Origin of the sequence: Sulfitobacter sp. 1A13368 (assembly GCF_043557275.1) — a bacterium.
In the GTDB taxonomy this organism is placed as follows: domain Bacteria; phylum Pseudomonadota; class Alphaproteobacteria; order Rhodobacterales; family Rhodobacteraceae; genus Sulfitobacter; species Sulfitobacter faviae.
In genome coordinates this window covers 226,148-249,028 of the sequence record NZ_JBIFFR010000004.1, presented here as the reverse complement: position 1 = coordinate 249,028, position 22,881 = coordinate 226,148, and the positions used below count along the sequence as shown (strand labels likewise).

25 protein-coding genes are annotated in these 22,881 nt (G+C 62.3%); 15 read left to right on the top strand and 10 right to left on the bottom strand.

The genetic code is table 11. The annotated features are described in order from the left end of the window. Positions 1–130 precede the first annotated feature (130 nt). The 11 genes from ACGYK4_RS10680 (at position 131) to ACGYK4_RS10630 (ending at position 10,442) form a co-directional block, all read left to right on the top strand. Positions 131–1,855: a hypothetical protein gene (locus tag ACGYK4_RS10680; protein WP_394456408.1), complete on the top strand. Its 1,725-nt coding sequence runs from the start codon at positions 131–133 to the stop codon at positions 1,853–1,855. A 98-nt stretch (positions 1,856–1,953) separates the two neighbouring features. After that, positions 1,954–3,222, top strand: a complete 1,269-nt coding sequence (locus tag ACGYK4_RS10675) for a flagellar hook protein FlgE (protein ID WP_394456407.1) — start codon at positions 1,954–1,956, stop codon at positions 3,220–3,222. Between the two features lie 12 nt (positions 3,223–3,234). Continuing rightward, positions 3,235–4,650, top strand: coding sequence for a flagellar hook-associated protein FlgK (gene flgK, locus ACGYK4_RS10670; RefSeq protein ID WP_394456405.1), 1,416 nt, complete (start codon positions 3,235–3,237; stop codon positions 4,648–4,650). A gap of 7 nt (positions 4,651–4,657) precedes the next feature. Next, a complete protein-coding gene (locus tag ACGYK4_RS10665) occupies positions 4,658–5,719 on the top strand; it encodes a flagellin (protein WP_394456403.1) in 1,062 nt (353 codons plus the stop codon). 15 nt (positions 5,720–5,734) lie between these two features. After that, positions 5,735–6,835: a flagellar basal body P-ring protein FlgI gene (locus tag ACGYK4_RS10660; protein ID WP_394456401.1), complete on the top strand. Its 1,101-nt coding sequence runs from the start codon at positions 5,735–5,737 to the stop codon at positions 6,833–6,835. Between the two features lie 9 nt (positions 6,836–6,844). After that, a complete protein-coding gene (locus tag ACGYK4_RS10655; RefSeq protein WP_394456399.1) occupies positions 6,845–7,147 on the top strand; it encodes a rod-binding protein in 303 nt (100 codons plus the stop codon). Next, complete coding sequence (locus tag ACGYK4_RS10650; protein ID WP_394456398.1) at positions 7,144–7,521, top strand: hypothetical protein; 378 nt, start codon at positions 7,144–7,146, stop codon at positions 7,519–7,521. Before ACGYK4_RS10655 ends, ACGYK4_RS10650 begins: the two co-directional genes overlap by 4 nt. Positions 7,522–7,628: 107 nt before the next feature. After that, positions 7,629–8,675: a flagellin gene (locus ACGYK4_RS10645; protein WP_394432613.1), complete on the top strand. Its 1,047-nt coding sequence runs from the start codon at positions 7,629–7,631 to the stop codon at positions 8,673–8,675. A 105-nt stretch (positions 8,676–8,780) separates the two neighbouring features. Beyond that, positions 8,781–9,185, top strand: a complete 405-nt coding sequence (gene flaF / locus ACGYK4_RS10640; protein WP_067262368.1) for a flagellar biosynthesis regulator FlaF — start codon at positions 8,781–8,783, stop codon at positions 9,183–9,185. A gap of 1 nt (position 9,186) precedes the next feature. Further along, positions 9,187–9,612 (top strand): flagellar biosynthesis repressor FlbT, encoded by a 426-nt coding sequence (locus tag ACGYK4_RS10635; RefSeq protein WP_243261237.1) that lies wholly within the window; start codon positions 9,187–9,189, stop codon positions 9,610–9,612. Then, a complete protein-coding gene (locus ACGYK4_RS10630) occupies positions 9,609–10,442 on the top strand; it encodes a DUF1217 domain-containing protein (protein ID WP_168612842.1) in 834 nt (277 codons plus the stop codon). The genes ACGYK4_RS10635 and ACGYK4_RS10630 overlap by 4 nt, the downstream gene beginning before the upstream one ends. 6 nt (positions 10,443–10,448) lie before the next feature. On the opposite strand, the gene ACGYK4_RS10625 is transcribed toward ACGYK4_RS10630, so the two are convergent. The 5 genes from ACGYK4_RS10625 to fliF are packed head-to-tail and all read right to left on the bottom strand — an operon-like array spanning position 10,449 to position 15,142. Beyond that, positions 10,449–11,498, bottom strand: coding sequence for a flagellar motor switch protein FliG (locus ACGYK4_RS10625; RefSeq protein ID WP_168612843.1), 1,050 nt, complete (start codon positions 11,496–11,498; stop codon positions 10,449–10,451). A gap of 22 nt (positions 11,499–11,520) precedes the next feature. Further along, positions 11,521–12,357 carry a flagellar type III secretion system pore protein FliP gene (gene fliP / locus ACGYK4_RS10620; protein WP_394432610.1) on the bottom strand — a complete coding sequence of 279 codons (837 nt, stop codon included), beginning with the start codon at positions 12,355–12,357 and terminating at the stop codon, positions 11,521–11,523. Next, positions 12,344–12,793, bottom strand: coding sequence for a FliM/FliN family flagellar motor switch protein (locus ACGYK4_RS10615; protein ID WP_394456396.1), 450 nt, complete (start codon positions 12,791–12,793; stop codon positions 12,344–12,346). The genes fliP and ACGYK4_RS10615 overlap by 14 nt, the downstream gene beginning before the upstream one ends. After that, positions 12,780–13,442, bottom strand: coding sequence for a FliH/SctL family protein (locus ACGYK4_RS10610; protein WP_394456394.1), 663 nt, complete (start codon positions 13,440–13,442; stop codon positions 12,780–12,782). The genes ACGYK4_RS10615 and ACGYK4_RS10610 overlap by 14 nt, the downstream gene beginning before the upstream one ends. Then, positions 13,439–15,142 (bottom strand): flagellar basal-body MS-ring/collar protein FliF, encoded by a 1,704-nt coding sequence (fliF, locus tag ACGYK4_RS10605; protein ID WP_394456392.1) that lies wholly within the window; start codon positions 15,140–15,142, stop codon positions 13,439–13,441. The genes ACGYK4_RS10610 and fliF overlap by 4 nt, the downstream gene beginning before the upstream one ends. 182 nt (positions 15,143–15,324) lie before the next feature. Between fliF and fliL the strand changes: the two genes are divergently transcribed. The 4 genes from fliL to ACGYK4_RS10585 are packed head-to-tail and all read left to right on the top strand — an operon-like array spanning position 15,325 to position 17,810. After that, complete coding sequence (gene fliL / locus ACGYK4_RS10600; protein ID WP_394456390.1) at positions 15,325–15,858, top strand: flagellar basal body-associated protein FliL; 534 nt, start codon at positions 15,325–15,327, stop codon at positions 15,856–15,858. Then, complete coding sequence (locus ACGYK4_RS10595; RefSeq protein WP_168612849.1) at positions 15,855–16,802, top strand: FliM/FliN family flagellar motor switch protein; 948 nt, start codon at positions 15,855–15,857, stop codon at positions 16,800–16,802. Before fliL ends, ACGYK4_RS10595 begins: the two co-directional genes overlap by 4 nt. Continuing rightward, a complete protein-coding gene (locus ACGYK4_RS10590; protein ID WP_394456388.1) occupies positions 16,786–17,184 on the top strand; it encodes a flagellar motor switch protein in 399 nt (132 codons plus the stop codon). The genes ACGYK4_RS10595 and ACGYK4_RS10590 overlap by 17 nt, the downstream gene beginning before the upstream one ends. Next, the gene (locus ACGYK4_RS10585; RefSeq protein WP_394456387.1) at positions 17,181–17,810 is read left to right on the top strand and encodes a MotE family protein; all 630 of its coding nucleotides are present in this window, start codon (positions 17,181–17,183) and stop codon (positions 17,808–17,810) included. Before ACGYK4_RS10590 ends, ACGYK4_RS10585 begins: the two co-directional genes overlap by 4 nt. A 7-nt stretch (positions 17,811–17,817) precedes the next feature. On the opposite strand, the gene flhB is transcribed toward ACGYK4_RS10585, so the two are convergent. Genes flhB through fliQ form a run of 5 tightly spaced genes read right to left on the bottom strand, consistent with a single transcriptional unit; the run spans position 17,818 to position 22,878 of the window. Continuing rightward, positions 17,818–18,936 carry a flagellar biosynthesis protein FlhB gene (flhB, locus tag ACGYK4_RS10580; RefSeq protein WP_394456385.1) on the bottom strand — a complete coding sequence of 373 codons (1,119 nt, stop codon included), beginning with the start codon at positions 18,934–18,936 and terminating at the stop codon, positions 17,818–17,820. Positions 18,937–18,939: 3 nt separating this feature from the next. After that, positions 18,940–19,695 (bottom strand): flagellar biosynthetic protein FliR, encoded by a 756-nt coding sequence (locus tag ACGYK4_RS10575; RefSeq protein ID WP_168613101.1) that lies wholly within the window; start codon positions 19,693–19,695, stop codon positions 18,940–18,942. A 2-nt stretch (positions 19,696–19,697) separates the two neighbouring features. Next, positions 19,698–21,782, bottom strand: coding sequence for a flagellar biosynthesis protein FlhA (gene flhA / locus ACGYK4_RS10570; protein WP_394456383.1), 2,085 nt, complete (start codon positions 21,780–21,782; stop codon positions 19,698–19,700). Continuing rightward, positions 21,779–22,594, bottom strand: coding sequence for a lytic transglycosylase domain-containing protein (locus ACGYK4_RS10565; RefSeq protein WP_394456381.1), 816 nt, complete (start codon positions 22,592–22,594; stop codon positions 21,779–21,781). Before ACGYK4_RS10565 ends, flhA begins: the two co-directional genes overlap by 4 nt. 14 nt (positions 22,595–22,608) lie before the next feature. Next, entirely contained in the window at positions 22,609–22,878 is a 270-nt protein-coding gene (gene fliQ / locus ACGYK4_RS10560) for a flagellar biosynthesis protein FliQ (RefSeq protein WP_067630399.1), read from the bottom strand. Positions 22,879–22,881: the final 3 nt, after the last annotated feature.

Here is a 22,881-nt window from a genome sequence, read left to right as displayed (position 1 = left end):
GGCCTCAGTTTGGGCAAGGATGGCGTGACATTATGAAGATCAGTGTGAAATAAAGAATGGATCTTTACAAGAATAAAGTGCATCTATTCATATAATGAAGCATCTGCACAACATTGTTCTTGGCCTGTCTTTGCTCCTGGCCCCGGCCGCGACGGCGGAGGAGGGTGCTGTCTTTGCGCCTTTGACCTTGGCCGAGCAGGGGGAGCAGGACTTTCTCGCCGCGCGCGAAGGATTGATGACGCAGCTGGCAGAGGTCTCCCCACCGGAGGATCCTGCGCGGGCCGAGGTGTTGCTGGGGCTGGCGGAATTGCACCTTGCTTGGATGATGCGCCCCGAGGCGGCGGGCTTTCTTGAAGCCCTCGACGACGAAACCCTCACCGGCGATGCCGCGCGGCGGCATCGGACCCTAAGCCTCGCGCTCGCCCTGCTCGACGAGGGTGCGGGTGGCGATCTGGGGCAGGCGGTGTCATGGTCCGTCGGCTGGGGGCAGGGGCAGGCCCTGCGCGCAGCGGCCTTTGCCCGGCTGGGCGCGGTGGAGGAGGCGGCCCGCTTGATGCCGCGCACCTTGGAAAGCCTCGCCGACCTGCCGCCAGCCATTCAAGCCGCCGTCCTGCCCGATCTGCTCGAAGCGGCGCTGGAGGCCGAGGATTGGGAGGTGGCGCAGGCATTGGCCGCGCAATTCCCCGACCATGCCGAGCTGCGCGATGGCCCCGCCTATCGCTACCTTCTGGCCCGCGCCTCCGAAGTGTCGGGTGATCTTTTGATGGCTTTCGAAGGCTATGTCCAAGCCGCACAGGGCCGCGATGCCTATGCGCAACGGGCGCGACTCGCGCTGGTCCGGATGGGGCGCGAGACCGAGACCCTACTGGGACAAGACGCGCTGTCGCTATTGAAAACCGCGCGTTGGATGTGGAGCGGGGATGCCCTCGGGCGCGAAGGCGCGCAGCTTTTGGCAGAGGTCGCCGCAGAGCAGGGCGACACGGATACCGCCTTGTGGGCGCTGCATAATTTGCTGCGCACCGCCCCTGAAGAGGAGGCCGGGGGGCTACGCGTGCAGGCACGGGCGATCTACGGTGCCTTCTATGCCGCAGGGGCGGCGGGGGAGATCGACCTTGGGCCATTCCTTGAAGGGCACACCCGTGTCAGCGCCCGCTGGCGTTTCGATCCGGGTTTTGTCGGCCATGCCATGGCCGTGCCGCAACGCCTGCTGGATACCGGGATGACCGCCCTTGCCGCGCGGGAGTATCGCGCCCTGCGCGAAATGGCCCAGACCTTGGAGCGGGGCGGGGCGACTGCCCCCGATGCCAGTCTTATGGCCCGCTTGCGGCGCGGTGAGGCCCGCGCGCTTTTGGCAGGTGGGCAGGCGGATGCGGCAGTGGACCTGCTCAGCGGCTATGCCGACGATCAGGGCGCCGAGGCCGAAGCGCTTTTGGTCGAAGCCTTGGCGCAGGCGGGCCGGTCGGATGAACTCGCCGCCCTGCGCCTGCGCGCCCAAGACATGGACCTGCGCCGCAGCCGCGCCGTGGCCCTCTACGAGACCGGCAAATGGGGCGCTGCACGGCAGGCCTATCTTGAGATGTGGGAGGCGCACCCCCAGCAATTTGCCTTTGCCGATGCCACGCGCCTGACCCTTGCTGCCTATCAGGCGGGCGACAGTGCCACGGTCTCAAGGGCCGCCACGGCCTTTCCTGCGCTGGCCGACCTGCCCGGCTGGGCCGAGATCGCCACAGGGCTGGGCGCGCGCCCTGCCGAAGAGGGGCAGCTGGGGTCAGACGTGATGCGGCTGAGCATGGAGAGCGCGGACCGTATCCTAGATGCCGTGACCAAAGTGACGGACGTCAAGGAAAGTCAGTGACATAAATATCAAATAAAAATTTTATTCTTGCTTTAGTCATGAAGAATCGGCTTTCTCATGTATAAGTCAAGAATAACAAGAACGAGCAGGATCAAGTCATGAGCATTACAAGCGCCCTTCAGATCGGGGTCAGCGGGTTGCAGGCCAACTCCTCCCGCGTCCAGAATATTTCTAGCAATATCGCCAACGCCAATACCGTAGGCTACCGGCGGACCTTCTCGGAATTCGTGACACAGAACACCGGGTCGACGCAGGCGGGGGTGCTGACGGATGTGCGCGCCGATATCTCGGCCAATGGCAATATCATGGGCACGGGGCGCTCGACCGATCTTGCGGTGCAGGGTGACGGCTTCTTCGTCGTCTCGCGCAACCCCAACGATCCTGTCGAATCCAACTACTACCTGACCCGCGCCGGTTCCTTCACCCCGGATCAGAACGGCAACCTGCGCAACTCTGCGGGCTATTTCCTCTCGGGCTTCCCCACGGATGCCAGCGGCGCCACGGGCAGTGTCAGCAGCACCAGTTACAACGACCTCAGCACCGTCAATGTGGCGAGCTATCAGGTGCAGGGGACGCCCAGCACCCGCGTTGGCGTTTCGGGCAATGTCCCCGCGCAGGAGACCGGCGCTGGCACCACCGGCACGGCCTTTGAATCCACCCTGCGCTATGTGAACCAATTGGGCGGCAGCGATGCGCTGAACCTGTCTTGGACACCGGGGGCCACGGCCAACGAATGGACTGTCAGCATCAGCGATGAAGCGGGCAACAGCTACGGCGATGCGACGGTGAATTTCACCGACAGCGGCGTCAACGCGGGCAGCCCGGCGAGCTACACGCCCGGCAGCCTGCCGATTGATCCCGCGACCGGTGTGGTGACCCTGCAAATCAACAACGGCGGCACCCCACAACCGCTTGAGATCGACTTCGGCGCGCCCGGCACCTTTGAGGGGATGACCCAATTCTCGGGCGATTACACACCCCCGGCCTTTTCGGATGACGGCACCGAGACCGGCAGCCTCGAGCGGGCCGAGATGAGCGACAGCGGCATCCTTTACGGCGTCTTCGACAACGGCCAGCGCCGCGCGCTGTTCCAAGTGCCGCTTGCCAATGTCGCCAACCCCGACCAGATGCGCTCGGTCGACGGCAACGCCTATGTGGCGACCCGGGATTCCGGCGCGGTGAGCATCGGCAACCCGATGTTGAACGGTCTGGGCAGCATCAACAGCGGGGCGCTCGAAGGCTCCAACGTGGATATCGCGGAAGAGCTGACCGACCTGATCCAGACGCAGCGGGCATATTCCTCCAGCGCCAAGATCATCACCACCAGCGATGAGATGCTGAGTGAAACGCTAAGCATCAAACGCTAACCCGGTGCATGAATGAGCATCTCATCTGCCTTTAGCATTGCCCGCAGCGGGCTGAGCACGACAGAGGGTCGCGCCAACCTTGTTGCGGGCAATATCGCCAATGCGCAAACCGAAGGCTACGTCCGGCGCGAGGCCGCGCAGGTCACGACCAACGGTCAAAGTGGCACGGTAGAGTTGCGCATTGCGCGGCAAGTGGATGAACGCCTTGCAGGCATGTCGCGGAATGCTTCGGCTGAATTGGGCCGCGCCTCTGCCACCAGTGAGATACTCGGCAGCTATCTGATCACTCTGGGTGAGCCGGGCGATGAAGTCTCCCCCGCCGCCCGTCTGGCAGAGTTTCAGGCAGGGCTCGACCTTCTGGCCAACAACCCCTCCGACCCCGCCGCGCAGAACGACCTTTTGTCGCGCAGCGAGACCTTGGTGCACAGCATCAACGAGGCCGCCATCGGGCTTGAGGCCAGCCGCGCGCAGGCTGGTGACAGCCTTGTGGCGAGCGTGGCCGAGGTGAACGCGGCGCTCTCGGATATCGCCGCCTTGAACGAACGTCTGGCCCTTGCCGGGACCGATCCCACCGGCACCAGCGGGCTGATGGATGAGATGAACCGCCGCCTTGATGCTTTGGGCAGTCAGATGGATTTCCAAAGCCGTTGGGAAGCGGATGGAACGCTGACGCTGCACACCACCGGCGGCACGGAATTGGTCCATGGCGAAACCGCCGTGCCGCTCAGCGCCAACCCCGAGACGGGGCGGCTGATGGCAGGGGACATCGACATCACGCCAAACAGCGCCACCGCGCGCGGGTCCGACAGTGGCCGCCTTGCGGGGCTGAGCGGGTTGATCGCCAATGACCTGCCGCAGATGAAGCTGCAATTGGATGAACTCGCCCGCGGGCTGGTGCAGAGTTTCGAGGCCGCAGATGCCTCCCTCGGGGCCGGGCAGCCGGGGCTCTTCTCTGATGCAGGCGGGGCTTTCGATCCGGCGCAGTTGGACGGGCTGGCCGGGCGACTTGCGCTCAATGACAGCGTCCAGCCCGACAAGGGCGGTGCGCTTTGGCGTCTGCGCGACGGTGCCGGAGCCACATTCCCCGGAGAGCCGGGCGACACCACGCAATTGAACGCCTTTGTCGACGTGCTTGAAACGGGCATGGCTTTTGACGCGGCCACGGGCCTCAGCACCAATGCGCGTTTGGGGGATTACGCCGCCGATCTGGTCAGTCAGCAAAATGTGCTGCGGGTCGGGGCGGACGGGCAGGCCGAGACGGCCCGCGTGCGGCTCATCACCTTCGAGGACAACCGCAGCAGCATCGAGGGCGTGAACGTCGATACCGAATTGCAAAAGCTTCTGGAAATCGAACAGGCCTATGGCGCGAATTCGCAGGTGCTCACCAGCCTGAGCGATATGCTCGACACCCTTTTGGCCAGCGTGTGAGGATAGGATGACCGAGATTTCCCGCACCGTCTCCACCGCCTTGCAAAGCCTGCGCCAGCGCGAACAGACCAGCCGCCTCGCCGCCGAGATCTCGGACGTGTCGAAAGAGGTGACAACCGGGCTGAAGGCCAACCCCTATGACGATCTGGGCCACCGCTCTGCCGATGCCATCGCCATTCGCATGCAGATCACCCGCAACGATGGTTTCTTGACCTCCAATGCGCTTTTGGACCGCCGTTTCCTCGCCGTCGAAACATCGCTTGGTGCCATGCGCGACGTCGGTCAGAGTGTGCTTGAGCAAGCCTTCACCACCGACAACGCGGGCGGGCTTTCGGCGACCTATCTGTCGCAGGCGGCACGCACGGCGCTTGACCGGGTGTTGGAGCGTGCGGCGGTCAGCGACAGTTCGGGCTTCCTGATGTCCGGTACCCGCAGCGACACCAACCCGCTGCAAGCATGGGACGAGGTCAACCCGCGCACCGGCGAATCCCCGGCGATTGCGGTCGATCACATGATCGGCGGCCCTCTGACCGATGTGGCGGATGTGCAGCGCGCCATCGATGACCTCAAGGCGGGCTTTGGCGACAGTTCGGTGTTTCCCAACCATAATTTCGAGAACACTTTTTACAACGGCGCGCCGTCGGGCAATCCGCCGCTGACCTCGCGCACTTCTGAGACCCAGACCCTGACCCAAACCGCCCAAGCCAATGATCCGGCAATCCGCGATCTGGTCCGCGGTCTGGCCATGCTGAGCGCGTTTAACCCCAGCGACATTCCCGATGAGGCCGCCCGCGATGCGTGGCTAACCGAGGCGCGCAGCGCCATCGGGGCGGGGCTTGAAGGGCTGACCGATCTGGAAACCCAGACCGGCCTGAAACGCGCACAGCTGGCCGATACGATCGCGGCTCAAGAAAGCCGGGCGCTGTTTCTGGATGGGGAGGTGATGAACCTCGAAGGGGTCGACCAATATGACGCGGCCACCCGTCTGACCCAATTGCAGAACCAACTCGACTCCAGCTTTGCTATCACCGCGCGGCTCTCGCGCCTGTCCTTCCTGAACTACCTCTAACCGGAACCGCAACCCATGAACGCCTTGTTTAAACTTTTGCTGATCGGCCTCACCTTCGCGCTCGCCGCGCCGGCGGCAGCACAGGTGCGGATCAAGGATATCGTCACCGTCGAGGGCGTGCGGTCGAACCAATTGGTCGGCTACGGGCTGGTCGTGGGGCTGAACGGCACGGGCGACAGCCTGCGCAATGCGCCTTTCACTGAACGCGCCATCGAAGGCATGTTGGAGCGTCTCGGCATCGGCAACCTGACCGAAGACCAGATGCGCACGGCCAATACCGCCGCCGTCATGGTCACCGCCTCCCTGCCGCCCTTCGCGCGGGCCGGTAGCACCATCGACGTGGTGGTCTCTTCGCTGGGTGATGCGTCTTCGCTGCGCGGCGGTACGCTGATCGTCACCCCGCTGACCGCGGCCGATGGTGAGATCTACGCCGTGGCCCAAGGCCCGATTGCCGTCGCCGGTTTCGCGGCACAGGGGCTGAACGCCTCCATCGTCGAAGGCGTGCCGACAGGCGCGCGGATCGACAATGGCGCCATCGTCGAACGTGAGGTCGATTTCGACTTCAGCGAGATGAACAGCATCAAACTGGCCCTGCGCAACGCCGATTTCGTCACCGCACAGCGGGTCGAGGCCGCGATCAACCAAGCCATGGGCCCGATCGCCAAGGCCATCGATTCGCGCACCATCACCGTGTCGGCTTACGGCAAGGGATCGTTGATGGAGACGATGGCCCTGATCGAACCGCTGCAAGTTCAGCCTGATCAAGTCGCCAAAGTGGTGATCGACGCGCGCTCCGGCACCATCGTCATCGGCGCCAATGTTCGCATCGACCGCGTCGCGGTCAGCCAAGGCGGGCTGACCGTCACCGTCCGCGATGATTTCAACGTCAGCCAGCCCGAATCGCTGTCCATCGGCGGGACGACTGTGGTGGTCCCGAACTCCTCGGTCGGCGTGGAAGAGAAAGACGCGAAATTCGCCGTCATCGACGGGTCGGTCAGCCTGCAACGGCTCGTCGACGGGCTGAACGCCATCGGCGTCGGCGCGACCGAGACGATTTCAATCCTTCAAGCCATCAAGGCGGCGGGCGCTCTGCATGCCGACCTTGAGATCATCTAGGGGCAGGTCATGGAATTCGCATCTTTCCCAATTCCCGTGCCGACCCCGGCGGCCAAACCGGCAGCCCCGCAGGCCGATGCCGTCACCGCCGAAAAGGCGCAGGAGTTCGAGGCGATGTTCCTCGGCCAGATGGTCGATGAAATGCTCTCGACCGTAGACATCGGCAGCTTCGGCGGCGGCCATGCCGAAGAGACTTGGCGCAGCTTTCTGTCCAACGCGATTGGCGAAAGCATCGCCGAGCAGAGCAGCACCGGAATCGCCCGTACAATTGAAACCGCCATGCAGCGCTATCAAACGGGGGCCGACCGATGAGTGATCCGCGCAAAGCACTCGCCGCCGTTGACGCATTGGGCAATCTGCTGCGCCGCGAAATCGCCGCGGTGGAGGGCGGGGCGTTCAACCAATTGGTCGAATTCGCCAGCGAAAAGGCCCGACTCACCGCCGTCTTGGAAGAGCAACTCAGCCACGACCCCGAGGCGGTCAGCAAAGATAAATTGCGCGATCTGAAAGATCTGATCGCGCGCGATCATGACCACCTGCAATTGGCCCGCCAAGCCACGTCTGAGATGATCTCACAGGTTTCTCAAATCCGGGAAAAGCACAGCATTGCAGGCATTTACGGCCGAAGCGGTGCGAAACGTGACAACCGCGCAACACTGATGGCAACCGTGGACAAAAGTTTCTGAATTGCCTCAATGTTGCCAGTTTTTCGCGTAAAAACGTAATTAAGCGGGTTCGCCCCGCAGTTGTCAGAAAGACGACATGACGAACTAGAATAGTCTGGAATAAGAATATGTCTTCGATCAATACAAACAACTCCGCAATGAATGCTCTCGCGACTCTGCGGAGTGTCAACTCGAACCTTAACCAAACGCAAGACCGCATTTCGACTGGCTTGAAGGTCAGCTCGGCAAAAGACAATGCATCCTATTTCGCGATTTCCGAAGGGATGAAAGGCGACAGCGGGATGACAAAAGCGGTCAACGAGGGGCTAACTCTCACAAAGAACTCCATCGCCACTGCCCGAGTAGGGGCCGATTCGTTCAAAGATCTCGCAGCACAATTTGCTGAGAAAGTTCTTACTGCAAAGAACAACAGCACAGGTCTGAGTGAAATCGAAACTGACCTAAAGGCTCTTGTTGCTTCGATGGAGACAACGATTACCCAGTCAACATTTGCCGGTGATGACTTGGTAAACGCGGCTGGAACTGCAAAACAATATAACGACGGTACAAATGACGTTGATGTTGTCGTTAAAATGACTGCTGCAGGTGAACTGCAGTATGAAGATCCCGCTGCAGCAGGTACCGCAGTTACACCCACTATCGAAACTACTGAAACTCGGTCCGTGACCACAGGGATTACGCGAACCGGTGGGAGCATCGGCACTACGTCTCTCGATGTGCAAACAGTCGATCTTTATGATATGATGAGCAAGTTCAAAGCCATCGCAGAGAACTTCGAAACGAATGCAAGCGCCGCATTTGCATATACTGAAGCGGGTGGGGATGCGAACGCCTTCGATGAAGGTATAGATACTGTAACCGCAGGCGGGGAGTATTTTCTGAATGGGGCATTGAAAGAAGCTGACGCGCTTGCCAGCTCCGCGATCGATGCTTCGACCAGCCTCGGTATCGCTGAAAAATCCATCGAGAACCAGCAAGAGTTCCTGACCAAGCTCTCCGACAACCTCGACTCCGGCGTTGGCGCGATGGTTGACGCCAACATGGAAGAAGAAGCCGCCCGTCTTCAGGCGCTTCAGGTTCAGCAGCAGCTGGCATCGCAGTCTCTGTCGATTGCCAACCAGGCGCCGCAGAACATCCTGAGCCTGTTCCGTTAAGGATTAGGGTTTTCGGGGCCGGAGCCTGGCGCTCTGGCCCCGATCCAACCGCCTCAGAATTTGCGGTTGGCAGGCAGCAAACGATAAAAACAAGGAAGAATTCCTATGGGGCTGGCAGCATACAAACGAACAATTCGCGAAAGCGAAACCCCGCGGCAGATCGAGCGCCGCATCCTGAGCCGCGTTACACATGACCTTGCCGAAAAGGGCCAAGGCTTCGATGCGACAGACGATAAGAGCGAACGGTTGAACATCCTCGCCTCCGGTCTGCGCGACGCGATCTACGAAAATCAACGGTTCTGGTCGGCCCTGCGCTTTGACCTGTCCGAGCCGGAAAACAAGATGCCCGACGGGTTGAAAGCCTCGCTCATTTCCATCGCGCTTTGGGTGGACCGTCATAGCACCGCGCTGATGGCCGGCGAAGGCCGCTTGGCGGGTCTCGTCGAGATCAACGGCAATATTGCCGCCGGTTTGGCCGGGCAGGCCGCGCCGCAGATGCAGGAGGTGTAAGATGCTGAAACTCACCCTCCGCCCCCGCGAACGCGTTGTTGTAAACGGCTGCGTCATCCGCAACGGCGACCGTCGCCAAGCGCTGACGGTCGAGAACCGCGCCGACATCGTGCGCGAGTCCGATCTGTTGAAGCCGGATGCGGAATCCACGCCTGTTTCCAAGGTCTATTTCTTGGTACAAACCGCGCTGATCCGTCCCGATACACGCGATCAAATACTGCCGATGATCCAGCAGGGCTTGGCCGATCTGGCCTGTTGCTTTGGCGCCGAGATGCGCAGCCGGATCATGGAAGCGGCGAATTTCGTCTCCATGGCCGATTTCTACAAGGCTATGAGCGAACTGCGCGCGGTCCTGAAATACGAGACCGAACTCATGCAGCTGCGCCCGGTGCCGCCCGCCTCTAGCCATGAGGCCGCGCACGCATGATTTCGCTGGGCGGCATGGGCACGCAGGTGGCGGTCAAACTGTTTGACGCAACGCGCGACAAACAGCTCGACCTTGCCGCCAGCAACGCCCTGAACGCCCGGCAGATCGAAGCCTTTGAAGAGCGTATCGGCAGCATCTCTTCCCCGGAGGAACTGATTGCCGATACGGAAGTCTATACTTTCGTCATGCGGGCCTTCGACCTTGAAGATCAGATCTTTGGCAAGGCGATGATCCGCAAGACGTTAGAGAGCGATATCACCGACAGTTCCGCGCTGGTGAACCGCCTCAGCGACCCCAAGATTCGCGAGATGTATCTCACTTTGGGCTTCACGCCCGGAGGGGGAAGCAGTGCGAACCTTGATAAGGTCGATTGGCAGGCCGAGATGATCGACCGTTTCAAGGAACGTTTCGTGCTGAACGAGGCCGGAGAGGACAACGAAGGCGCGCGCATCGCCTTGGAGTTCAAAGCTAAGGCGGCTGAGATCGACTCTTGGCTCGACGTGCTGAAGGACGAAGACCTCGGCAAATTCATGCGCCGCGCGCTTGGTGTGCCGGATGAGGCGATTCAGGTCGATCTCGACCGTCAGATCGCGCTCTTTGAGCAGAAGTTCGACATCGAAAAGCTGCAAGACCCGGCGGAGGTCGACAAGCTCGTCTCGCGGTTCTCGGCGATTTACGATGCGGTCGAAGGTGTCTCTTCGTCGTCGAGCACGGTGCTTTCGCTGATGCAGGGGGCTGTCTCGATCGGGCAGGGCGGCAGCTTTACGGCCGCGACCATTGACATCCCCACGATCACCGGCGGCTATAGCGCGTCGAGCGTCTACCGCTGACCCCCATTATTCGATGAATTCGTCGTCATCGGCTGCCGAGGGCAGTTCGATCACGCCTTGATCGGCAAGGCTTTTGGCATATTCCACCATGGCGGCCTGTGCCGCGCGCACGTCGCGGCCCCGGACCGGGCCGGTGGCGGCCATCTCGTCCATCAGCATTTGGCGCGAGCGTTGCGGCAGGCATTCCATCAGGTGGTCGCGCTGCTCTTTCTTGGCCCCGCGCATCGCCATCGGCAGGGTCGCCCCATCGAGCCCGCGCATGACCTGCGCCAAGTCCTGCATCGGCAGTTTGAACAGGTCGTCAAAGACGAACATGCGCTGTTTGATGGCTTGGAAAGCGTCCGGAATACGCGCGTCCAGCGCGCCGGAAAGCTCCTCAAAGGCCTGCACATCCAACTGGTTGAACAGATCCGCCATGCGCTGATGCGTCTCGACCGAATTGGTGTGCATCGCATTCGACAGGATATCTTGTTTCAACGTCTCTTCGATCTGCTGCATCATATGCAGTGGCACGGCCTCCATCGCGATCATGCGCTCGGCGATGTCTTGCATCCGCTCAGGGCCCAGCAGCGGCAGCACCTTGGCGGCCACGCCGGTATCGACGTTGTTGAGGATCGCCGCGGCGGTTTGGTCATGCTCGCCCTTAAGGTAATTGGCGATCACGGTCTCATCCAGCGCGCCAAAGCCGCGCCACATGGCGCTTTCGCGCTCGCTGTTCTTGAGGCCTTCCATGATGCTGGTCACCTGCTCTTCGGGCATGAATTTGCGCAACATGGATTCCGCCGTCGACAGCGACCCCACGACCGATCCGGTGCCGCTGACGACCTTTTGGGTGAACTCTTTGAGCACATGTTCCACCACCTCCGCCGGGATCGGGCCGAGGCGGCTCATGGCGCTGGTGATACGCTCGATCTCGGCGGTGCCGAGCTTTTGCATGAGTTCCGATCCGGTCTGCTCGCCGAGGCAGAGAAAGGTGATGGCGGCTTTGGTCGGACCGTTCAGATCCTCCACCGTGATGGGCTTTCTGCGGGATTTGGAAAGGGCATTGGTCGACATGGAGAGATCCTTTCAGTGCAGGTCAGCCACCGGCAAGCGGCACATAGCTTTCAATCAGCGATCCCGCCAGCATGTACCAACCGTCGATCAGCACGAAGAAGATCACCTTGAACGGCAAGGAGATCAGCACCGGGGGCAGCATCATCATCCCCGCGCTCATCAAGACCGAGGCGACGATGAGGTCGATGGCGACGAAGGGCAGGTAGATCAGAAAACCGATGGTAAAGGCGCGGCGCAGTTCCGAGATCATGAAGGCGGGCACCAGATGGCGGAAGGTGGCCTCTTCCGCCGAGGCGGGCAGGGGGCTTTCTTCGGCCTCTTCATCCGCGGGCGCGATGCGCAGGAACAGGGCGTAGTCTTCGGGCCGCGTGTTGACGTACATGAAGGTCTTAAAGGGCGCGGCGATCCGCTCCAGCGCCTGCTCTTCGGCGATGGCGTTTTCCAACAGCGGTTCCACCCCGGCCTCATAGGCGTCCTCAAACACCGGCTGCATGACGAAGAAGGTCATGAATAGCGCCAGCGAGGTCAGCACGATATTGGGCGGGGTCTGGTTCAGGCCAAGGGCCGAGCGCAGCATCGACAGGACGATGACAAAGCGGGTGAAGCTGGTCATCACCACCAAAAGCCCAGGCGCGATGCTGAGCACGGTGATCAGCGCGATAAACTGGACGATCCGGCCCGAAAGATTGGCGTTTTCGTCACTGCCGGGCGCGGTATCGCCGATCACATCCGACAGGGTGCTGAGAAACCCGCCGTCTTGGGCCACGGCCATGCCGCCGCTGGCGAGAAGCACCAGCAGGGCAAGGCCCATCCGGCCCGACGCATGGCTGCGCAGAGAGGGGCGGTCAGTCAGGGACATAGTCCTTGACGATCTGGGTCAGGGACACGCCCAGCCGGTCTTCACCGACCTTTACGAGATCACCGCGCGCCACCAGACGGTCCGAGACCATGAGATCCACCGGTGCGCCGATCTTGCGGTTTAACTCCACGATAGAGCCGCGGGTGAGTTCCAGCAGACGCGAGATCGGCATACGGGCTTGGCCCAGCACGATCTGCACGTCGAGGCCGACGTTCAGCATCGCGTTGATGCCCGCGCCGCCTGCATCGGGGCGGGGGGCCAGCGCGTTGCGCGAATCTTCGGTGTCAAGCTGCGGGAAGACGCCCGCATCATCGCCGCCTGCGCTGGCGGCGTTGCCAAAGGCATCGGCGCGCGGCTGCTCTGGCGTGGCGTCAGGCGCTTTGCCGTCTGTGGCTTTGTTGTCGTCTTGGGGGGATTGCAGGTCAGGCTTGTCCATTTCCGTCCTTCTCCTTTTGTGCTTTCAGCGCCCGCGCATGGGTGTCGCGCAATTCGGCGAGCAGGCGGTCGCAAATCTTTTTGAACCCGTAATCAAGGCTGCCGTGGTCCCATTCCATGCGCGCATCGCCATCGGGCAGGTCGGCATCGGCCCGCAGGTCCAAGACGCCATCGCATTTGTAATAGACCGCGCGTTGGCGCAGGTCGGGGCCGATCTGGTCCAGCGTGGCGGGCGACAGGCGCACTTTGATATGGCTCGACCCGATGGCCATTTTCAGCGATTGGGTCACGGTCTTTTTCACCCGCTCGGTCGACAGCCGTTCGATCACCTCGGGCAGGACGATCTCGCAGGTTTGCAGGGTAAAGCCTACGATCTGCGCCATCAGCGCGTCTTGATGGGCCTGCATCGCATCTGCCAGCCGCGCCAATTCCTGCGCGAGCTTTTCGGCCATGGCGGCGTGTTCGGCCTGCATGGTCTGATGCATCTCGGCGCGGCCCGCATCGGCCCCGGCCAGATAGCCTTCGATATGGCCCTGCTTATGGGCCTTCTTGATCTTCGCTTCGATCTCTTCGGGGGTGGGCAGCGCCGGGTCTTGCGGCTTGCTCTTGCCGTCTTCGTCGAAGTTCTGAAGCTTGAGGCTCGTGATCACAGATCATCCCCTTCCGACAGCCATTCGCCCAGAACGCGCAGGGCGTCATCGGTGTTGTCCTCGGCCAGTTCGGCCACGGCGCGCAATTGGCTGTGCTGAACCGCCCCCTCGACCGAGGCAAGGTGTACCATGTCGCGGGGCATCTCATCCATCGGGCCGAGCACCGCACCGGTCTGCGCCCCTGCCGGGGTGGGCAGGCGGTTCTGCGGGGTCTCTGTCTGGGTGCCGCCGGTCAGCGCCTTGGGCGCGTGATCGTCCTCAGGACCGCCCAACAGTGCGGCGTCAGCGCCAGCACCGGCCAGCGCGGGTTGGGGCAGGGTGGCATCCAGCACCATGCGCAGCGGGCGGGCGCCCAGCACCATGATGATTGCCACCAGCGCCAAGGCAAAGAGCGAACGCAGGATGGTCATGGCGTTATCCGCCAGCACCGCGCCCAAGCCACGGCTGGCGGGGTTGCTGAACTCGGAATCGAAATCGAGGAATTGCAGGCTGTCGACCTGCACCTGATCGCCCCGGGCCTGATCAAAGCCGATGGCCGTGCTGACCAGCTGCGTCAGGCGCGCCATCTCCTCGGGGCTGCGCTCGATATAGCCTTCGGAGCCATCGGGCAGGGTGCCATAGCTGCCGTTGACCAGAACCGCGACCGAGATACGCTCAATATCGCCCGGCTCGCGCACCAATTCGCTCTGAACCGAGCCGATCTCATAGTTGATGATCTCATCGTTTTCCGAGCGGGTGGACTGGCCTGCGGCCCCGCCCGCATCGTCGCGCAGCTCATCGGGGATGTTGTTGGCCACATCCACTGTGGCCGCCGCCGGGTCGGTCTCGTTCGAGTTGCGCACGCGGGTTTCGATCGACCGGGCGACCTGCTGGGCGGGATCGAAGCTGCGCGAGACGCGGACTTCGCGCTCGGTCGTCAGATCGACGCTGACCCGCACGCGGGCATTGCCCGGCCCAACCCGGGCGTTGAGGATCGATTCAACCTTTTGCGCCAATTGCTCTTCGATCATGCTGCGCTGCCCTTGCAGCGAGAAGTCGGAGCTGCCGCCCTCATCCTTGGCCAGGATCGTCTCGCCCGAGGCTGACAGGACGGTCACGTTCTGCGCTTCCAAATCCGCCACGGCGGAGGCCACCAGCGCTTGGATCGCCTGCGCCTGACGGCGGGTCATGCTGGTATTGGCCTGCGACCGCACGATGACAGAGCCGCTGGCCTCGGCCCGGCTGCGCGAAAAGGCGGCGCGTTCGGGCAGCACCAGATGCACCCGCGCGGCCTTGATGCCGCTGATCGTCTGGATCGACCGGGCCAGCTCACCTTCCAGCGCGCGCAGGCGGTTCACCTTTTGCATGAAGGAGTTCATCCCCATGCCGGACATATTGTCGAAAATCTCCCACCCCGGGACGCCTTCACCGGGCAGCCCCGCATCGGCCAGCGCCATGCGGGCGCGGGCGATGTCGGTCTCGGCGACCGAAATGGTATCGCCGTTGCGCGACAGATCGACCGTCAGCCCCGCCTGTTCCAGCGTCTGCATCATCTGCGAGGCGGTGCCGGGGCTCAACTGGCTGTAAACCGGGACATAGGTGGGGGCGAGGATGGTCCGCGCGCCGATAAAGATGGCCGCGGTGATCGCCAGACCGATGCCGCCGAGGAGAGCCAGCCGCTTTGGACCCAAATCCTTAAGGTTTTCAACGATCTGATTCACGGCCCCTCACTCGGTTGTATGGCCCGAGCATTCTCCACTCGGCCCTCACTATGCAAGCATATATCGATTTATACTTGGCCGATCCGAAAAATAAACAGGTTTCTGTTGCAATAAAGCTTGTTTGAAGATGTATTTGTTCTTGCATGTGGCGCTTCGCGCGGGATCCGATTAAGAGTGAAAGAATGAAAAAGCCTCTCGCTATCCTTGCTGTCGTCTTGCTCTGCCTTCTTGCGGGTCTGGGTGGGGTCACGCTGGCCATCGGCCCTTCGGGGCTGCTTGAAATGGCCGGGCTGGGGGGTGAGGAAACCGCCGAAGAGACCGTTGAGACGGCTGAGAACGATCACGGCGAGAAGGGCGGCGAAGACGGCCACGGCGCAAAGCCAAAGACCGAAGTCAAAATGCCGGTCATGCCTTTTCCTGAGATCATCGTGAACGTCACCGACACCGGCCCGCAGGGCGGGCAGACCAGCCGCTTTCTCAAGCTTAACATGCTGATGGTCTATGACGAAACCGCCGAGGGCGCGGACCGTTTGATCGCGCGCGAGATTTACCTGCGCGACAGTTTCCAGGATTTCCTGCGCCAGTTGCATGTCAGCGACCTGTCGGGCAGCTATGGGCTGGCGATGCTAAAGACCGAACTGCTGCGCCGGGCGCGGGCTGTGGGGCACACCGACGCGCCGCATGAAATCCTGATTGCCGATATGGTGGTGCAATGACGATAGCGGCCTCCCCCGATGCGCTGAGCCTCGAAGAGACGATGATCCGTCAGGCGCGCGAAAGCTTCCAGCGCCTGCCCACGCTTGAGATCATCATCGACCGTCTGCTGCTGGCGCTGGTGCCCGACCTCAAGTCCTATTGCACCGTCGCCCCCGAGATCGAGCTGAGCTCGCTTGAATACATGCCCTATGAGGACGCGATGGAGAGCATCCAGTCGCCCTCGCTCATCGCCATTGCCAATGCGGAAAGCTGGGGCAGCCAGATCGCCTGCGTGGTCGAGCCTGACCTGCTGTTTTCGGTGCTTGAGATCATGCTGGGTGGCCGTCGCGCCACCAGTCAGCAGTGGAAACCCCGCGGCTTGACCGCGATTGAGCAGAAACTGGGCCGCAGGCTGGCGGAATTGTCGCTCAAAGGTTTGGCGCATTGCCTGCATGATGTCAGCCCGGTGCAATTCGACATTCAATCGCTCGAATCCAACCCCCGCTCGGTCATGCTGGCCGCGCCGCGCACCGCGACGGTGCTGGTCCGCTTGCATATGCAATTCGAAGACCGCAGCGGCCATATGGCGCTGGTCTTGCCCTATGGCACGCTGGATGAGGTCAGCGCCCAGCTTGCGCAGCCCTTCCTTGGCGGGCGCTCGCCAACCGACAGCAACGCGCGCAAGGATATGAACAGCCAGATCTCCAGCACCACGGTCACCATTACCGGCGTGCTGCAGCAGGTGACGATCCCGCTGCATGAGGTGCTGGAATGGAAGCCCGGTCAGGTGATCGATCTGGGCATGACCGTCGATACCCCCGTGGTTGGCATGGTGAACGCCCAGCCGATGTTCCAAGCCGCCTTTGGTCAGCGCAGCAATGGCGCTTTGGCGCTGCGGGTGATCCAATCCCTGCTCCCTAAGGAAAATCAGGAGGACAGCGACGATGATGCCGGCCTTGATTGATATCCTCATCATCGTGCTGCTGGTCGGCACGTTGGTCTATGCCTTTATCCTCGACCGCCGCGTTCGCGCCCTGATGGCGACCCTGAAAGAGATGGAGCCGATGGTCGGGGCCTTTTCCAATGCGGTCGATCAATCGGCGAAATCGGTCGAAGACCTGCGTGACCTCAGCACCAAGGTACAGCGCCCCGAGCCGCCAGTGCAGCGCGAGGCGACGCCGTCCCGTCAAGCCGGGCCCGAGCCTGCTCCGGCAGGCCAGAGCCCTGCTCAGATGCGCGCCGCGCGGCTCAAGGGCCGTGCGCAGGTCCGGGGCCAAGCGGCGGTACAGGGCAAATCCGAACTGGTCCGCACCTTTTTCGACATCACCAAGGAGCGTAAGGAATGAGCCGTATTTCCCTGCCCAAGATCGCGCTTTTTGGCCTTGGCGTGGCTGGTGTGCTCAAACTCACGGTTGAGTTCATGCCGATGATGGCCATTGCCAAAACCCCCGATGACACGCCCCCGGTCCCTGTTGAGCTTGCCGCCGCCCCCGCGCCACCCAGCTATGACGCCAGCGCCCCGGGCGAGAGCGGCATGTGCGAGCCAAGCCATCTGATCGCCGAAGCCATCGCCGAAGAGCGGGCGCTGCTGAAAGAGCAACGCGACACGATTGCCGACCGCGAAGCCAAGCTTGCGCTGGCCGAACAGAGCCTCAAGGCCGAACAAACCCGCCTCGCCAGCCTGCGCGACGAGATCGGCGCGCAGCTTAAGGTGATCGAAGAGGCGAACAATCAGGACATGACCAAACTGGTCGAACTTTACCGCAACATGAAGCCGCAGGTGGCGGCAGGCATCATGGATGAGATCGACGTGGAAACCGCTGTGCAGGTCATCGGTGCCATGCCCGAACGGGACGCCGCGCAGATCATGGGCTCGTTCAGCCTTGTCCGGGCGCGGTTGATCACGAAAATCCTGCTGGAGCGCTCCAAACTCCCCGCCGACCGCAACCTCGAAGGGCTGCGCCTGCGCTGAACGCGCATCACTCCTCGCGGATTGACGACCCGGCAGGGGGCTTGCGGCGCACGTTGCGGCGCAGGTCCATGACAAAGCCGATAATCTCGGCCACGGCCTGCCAATGCTCCATCGGGATGCGGTCGTCGACCTCCACCGCCGCGTGGAGGGCGCGGGCCAGCGGGCGGTTCTCGATCATCGGAATGTCGTGTTCCTTGGCCAACTCGCGGATGCGGTGGGCCATGACATCGGCCCCTTTGGCCACGCAGACCGGCACGTCATCGACGCCCTGTTCATATTTCAGCGCCACGGCGTAATGGGTCGGGTTGGTCAGGATCACGCTGGCATTGGGGATGGCCTGCGCGATGCGCTGGCGGGCCCGGGCGCGGCGCAATTCGGCGCGGCGGCCCTTGATCTGCGGATCACCCTCGCTGTCTTTATGCTCGTCGCGGATCTCCTTAAGGCTCATCATCTGTTTCTTTTTCCACTGCGCCCGCTTCCAGATGATGTCGGCGATGGCGATGGGCACCAGAAGCACGGTGGTGACCAGAAAGATCCAGCGCACCTTTTGCAGGGTCGCTTGCAGCAGCGTCTCGGGAATGAAAGCCTGCGTCTGGCCCAGTGACTGCGCGATGTCACGCACGGGCCAGACGGTGATGAAACCGATCACCAGCACCTTGGCCGTATTCTTGGCAAACTCCACGAAAGCTTCGGCCGAGAACAGCCGCTTGAACCCCGACAGCGGGTTCAGCTTGGAGAACTTCGGTTTGATCCGCTCGGCCGAGACGACAGTCTCGCCTTGGATTAACACGCCGAAGAGGGCTGCCAGCACCATGATCCCGACCACCGGCATCATCGCCAGCCCAAGCGTAAAGCCAAGCGATTTCAACACCTGGCCCGCTTCTGCAACACCAGTGCCGCCGGTGCCGATGGCGGTGACACCCGCCCCCAAAAGGGGGCTTTGTAGCGCCGCCACGATCCCGTCGATCGAGGCGGGCAGCACGAAGATCAGGATCATCAGCAGGGCAAAGACCAGCATCGCGGTGCCGGTCTCGCGCGATTGCGGCACGTCGCCTTTCTTGCGCGCGTCGCGGAGCTTTTTCTCCGTCGGCTCTTCGGTCTTACTGCTCTTGTCCTCTTCCGACATGGGCTAGAATCCGTAGGTGGTAAGCCAATTCGCGAAAGGCTCAAGAAACCCGCGCATCATGGTCGGAACCGCCAGCACCATCAAGGCCAGCCCGGCGGCGATCAGCAAGGGCTGGGCGATAAAGAAGACCTGAAGGCTCGCCATCATGCGGTTGGCCAGACCCATCCCGACGTTCAGCACCAGACCGGCGACATAGAAGGGGGCTGCGATGGACAGGCCAAGATAGAGGCTCACCTGCGTCGCCCGCGCGAATTGGTCGGTCAGATCGGCCAGCATGAAGGTGCCGGGCACGAAGACCTGATAGGACATCAGCAGCGATTCAATGATGAGGTGGTGCAGGTCGGTGATGAAGATCAGCGCCGTGGCCCCGATCAACAGCATCGCCGCCATAGAGGTCGCCCCCTCGAAGGCGCCAATGTTCGGGGCCAAAGCATTGGCCAGCCCAGACATCAGGGCCATCTGATAGCCCGCGAATTGCAGCGCCGAAAGCAGCGTGCGCGCCACCAGTCCGATCCAAAGCCCCACGGTGATCTCAGAGCCAAAGATCAGCAGCAGCGCGGCGGGGCGATCCTCGGCCACCGGGCCGAGGCCGGTCACGGGATAGAGCGCGGCGCTCAGGATCAGGCCAAAGAACAACCGATGCCGCATCGGCACCGAGGTCTCCCCGAACCCCGGCATGAACACAAGCGCGCTGCCGATCCGGGCAAAAACGACGAAATACCCCATTAGGGCGTCGGTCAGGAGGGCCGAGAGGTCCATCCCTAGCCCCCGATGGTGGCGACGGTCCGCAGGGATACCTTGCGATGGATCTCGGCGTTGGAGATTACCGGCGTCATCGGGCTGACCCGTTCCAGCATGGAGCGCACATAGGACCGCGCCTCGGGGTTGACCATCAGCGCGGGCCAACTGTCTTCCGAGGCGAAGCGCTGGATCTGCTGGCGCGCTTGCAGCACGAATTCCTGCACCCGTTTGGGCGACATGACAAAGGTGCGGTCCTCACCTACGATCTTGACCGCCTCGATGAACTCCGCCTCCCATGAGGGCGATAGGGTGATGACCGGCACGAAGCCCTGCCCATCGGCCAGACCTTGGCAAATCTGGCTCGACAGGCGGCGGCGCACGTTCTCCAGCACCAGCGCGGGCTTGGAAGTCTGGCGCGTGGCCTCGGCCATCGCCTCGACGATCAGCGGCAGATTGCGGATCGAGACGCGTTCAAGCAGCAGTTCCTGCAAGACCTGCTGCACGAGGATCGCGGGGGAGGGGACGGGCAGGTCGTTGACCAGCTTTTGATAGTTCCGGTCCAACCCTTCGATCGCCTCTTTCGCCGAGCCGTAGGTGAGTAGTTCCGACATGTTCTCTTTGACGACTTCGGTCAGATGGGTGGTGATCACGCTTTCCGGGTCCACCACCGTATAGCCCTGCGCCTCGGCCTGATCGGCGACCTTGCTGTCGACCCAAAGCGCATCGAGCCCGAACGTCGGCTCGCGCGTCGCCTCACCCGGCAGTTGCAGCGGCGCGCCTTCGGGATTGATCACCATCATCTGGTTGGCCCGGATGTCACCCTTGGCCGCGTCGACGCCGTGGATTTGGAAGGCGTAGCTGTTGATCGGCAGGCTCACGTCATCCTTGATCCGCACCGAAGGCATGGGAAATCCGAACTCTTCGGCGAAATGCTTGCGCAGGGATTTGATCTTGCTCGGCAGTACCGCGTCGGGGCGGTTGGCCAGCGCCACCAGCCCTTCGCCCAGCACCAGCCGCAGCTCATCCAGATGCATCGGATTGTTGTCGACCTCTGGCAGGTCCTGCTGTTTCTGCGCCTCGGCATCGGCCTTCGCCTTGGCCTCTGCCGCCTCGGCCGCGCCGCGCTGGATCATCAGCCCCAAGCCCACCATGGCCGCGGCCAGAAGGGCAAAGACCAGCAGCGGGAAGCCGGGCAAAAGACCGATGCCAAAGAGCAGCAGAGCGGCCATGTAAAGCGCCTTGGGGAAGTTCGAGAGCTGATCGAATACCGCCTCATTGGCGGCCCCCCGCGTGCCGCCTTTTGTCACGATCAGACCGGCGGCGAGCGAGACGACAAGCGCCGGAATTTGGCTCACCAGCCCGTCGCCGATGGTCAGCGAGGTAAAGACGTTGAAGGCATCGCCCACGCCCATGCCGCGCTGCACGACGCCGATGAGGATGCCGCCGATCACATTGATCAGCGTGATGATCAGCCCCGCCACCGCATCGCCGCGCACGAATTTCGAGGCACCGTCCATCGCCCCGAAGAAAGCGCTTTCGTCCTCAAGCTCCTTGCGGCGGCGGCGGGCCTCATCCTCGTCGATCAGCCCCGCGCCCATGTCGGCGTCGATCGCCATCTGCTTGCCCGGCATCGCATCCAACGAGAACCGCGCGGCGACCTCGGCGATACGGGTCGAGCCCTTGGTAATCACGACGAAATTGATGATCACGAGGATGGCAAAGATCACCACACCGATGACGAAATTCCCCGCCACGATGAATTTGGAGAACCCTTGAATCACATCCCCCGCCGCATGCATCCCCGCATGGCCTTCGCTGAGGATCAGCCGGGTTGAGGCCACGTTCAGCGACAGCCGCAGCATGGTGGTGACGAGCAGCAGCGTCGGGAAAGAGTTGAACTGCAAGGGTGACGGAATCCAAAGCGCCACCATGAAGATCAGCACCGAGAGCGAGAGCGACAGCGCCAGCCCGAAATCCAAAAGGATCGGCGGCAGCGGCAGGAAGAGCACCGCCAGCACCAGCGCCATGCCGACGGCAAAGCTCACGTCCTTATTGGCGCCAAACATGCTCAATTGCGGCAGAAGGGTATTGGGTTTCGTGCTCATCCCGCATCCTCCGCAGGGACGGTGGTGAACTGCGGCAGGACCGGCTGCATCTCATGCGCCGAGTAAAGCGAGCGCCGCGCGTTCGCCGCCCCGCCGATCTGCGCGCCCCATGTGGCCTTGGCCGCCAGCCTGTCATAGCGGCCCGCCTCACGCCGCGCCGTTTTGCGCGGGCGGGCGGGGGATGGGCTGGCACTGGCCAGGGCCTGAAGCTCCGGCAGCCGCGCGTTGGCGGCGGAAATGTTCTTTTGCAAACGGTCGAGGTAGGTGTCGCGGTATTCCGGCTCAAAGGAATGATACGACCCAGCCGCCTGTAGCCAACTGCCCGTGCGCCTGTGCAACCGCTTAAGGAAGCGCGCCGCGTAATCGACATTCACCCGCGGATCGAACCCTTGGGCGGGGCTGTCAAAGGCATCCGGGTGCCAGCGCATGTTGATCTGCATACAGCCCACATCGATAGAGCGGATACCGCTTGCCTGACGCTCTGCAATCCAATCCAGCGCGGCAGTGCGGCTGTCAAACAGCCGCCCTTCGCCCGCGGCGTTGACCGCATAGGGCCAGACCGTGAAATGCCCGTTGTGGCGGGTGCCTGCCTCTTGCAGGCCGATGGCCAGCAGCAGATTGTCGGGGATGCCATGGCGGGTTTGGGCGGCGAGGATCTCGCGGATGCAGACGCCTTCGGGCCCGCCCTTGGCGGCCAGCGTCCGCGCAGTCTTGGTCACCGCTTTTTTCTGCGATGGCTCATAGAACGACCCCCAGCCTTGGGCGAGTGCAGGGGTGGCAAGCACCGCCCCCAGCAGCGCCGCGCGGGCCATATGCCAAAACACCCTCACAGCCCACCGTTCTGCACGAGGTCAAAGACTGTATCCGACAGGTTCTTCAGCGTGGCATACATAAACGGCGTCGCCGCCAGCAGGGTGACAAAGATCATCACAATCTTGGGCACGAAGGTCAGCGTCATTTCCTGAATCTGCGTCAAGGCTTGGAAAAACGCGATCACCAGACCAATCGCCAGCGCCACCCCCAACACCGGACCCGAGGCCAGAAGCACGGCCCAGACGGTAGCAGAGATGATGTCATAGGTCTGGGTTTCGGTCATGGC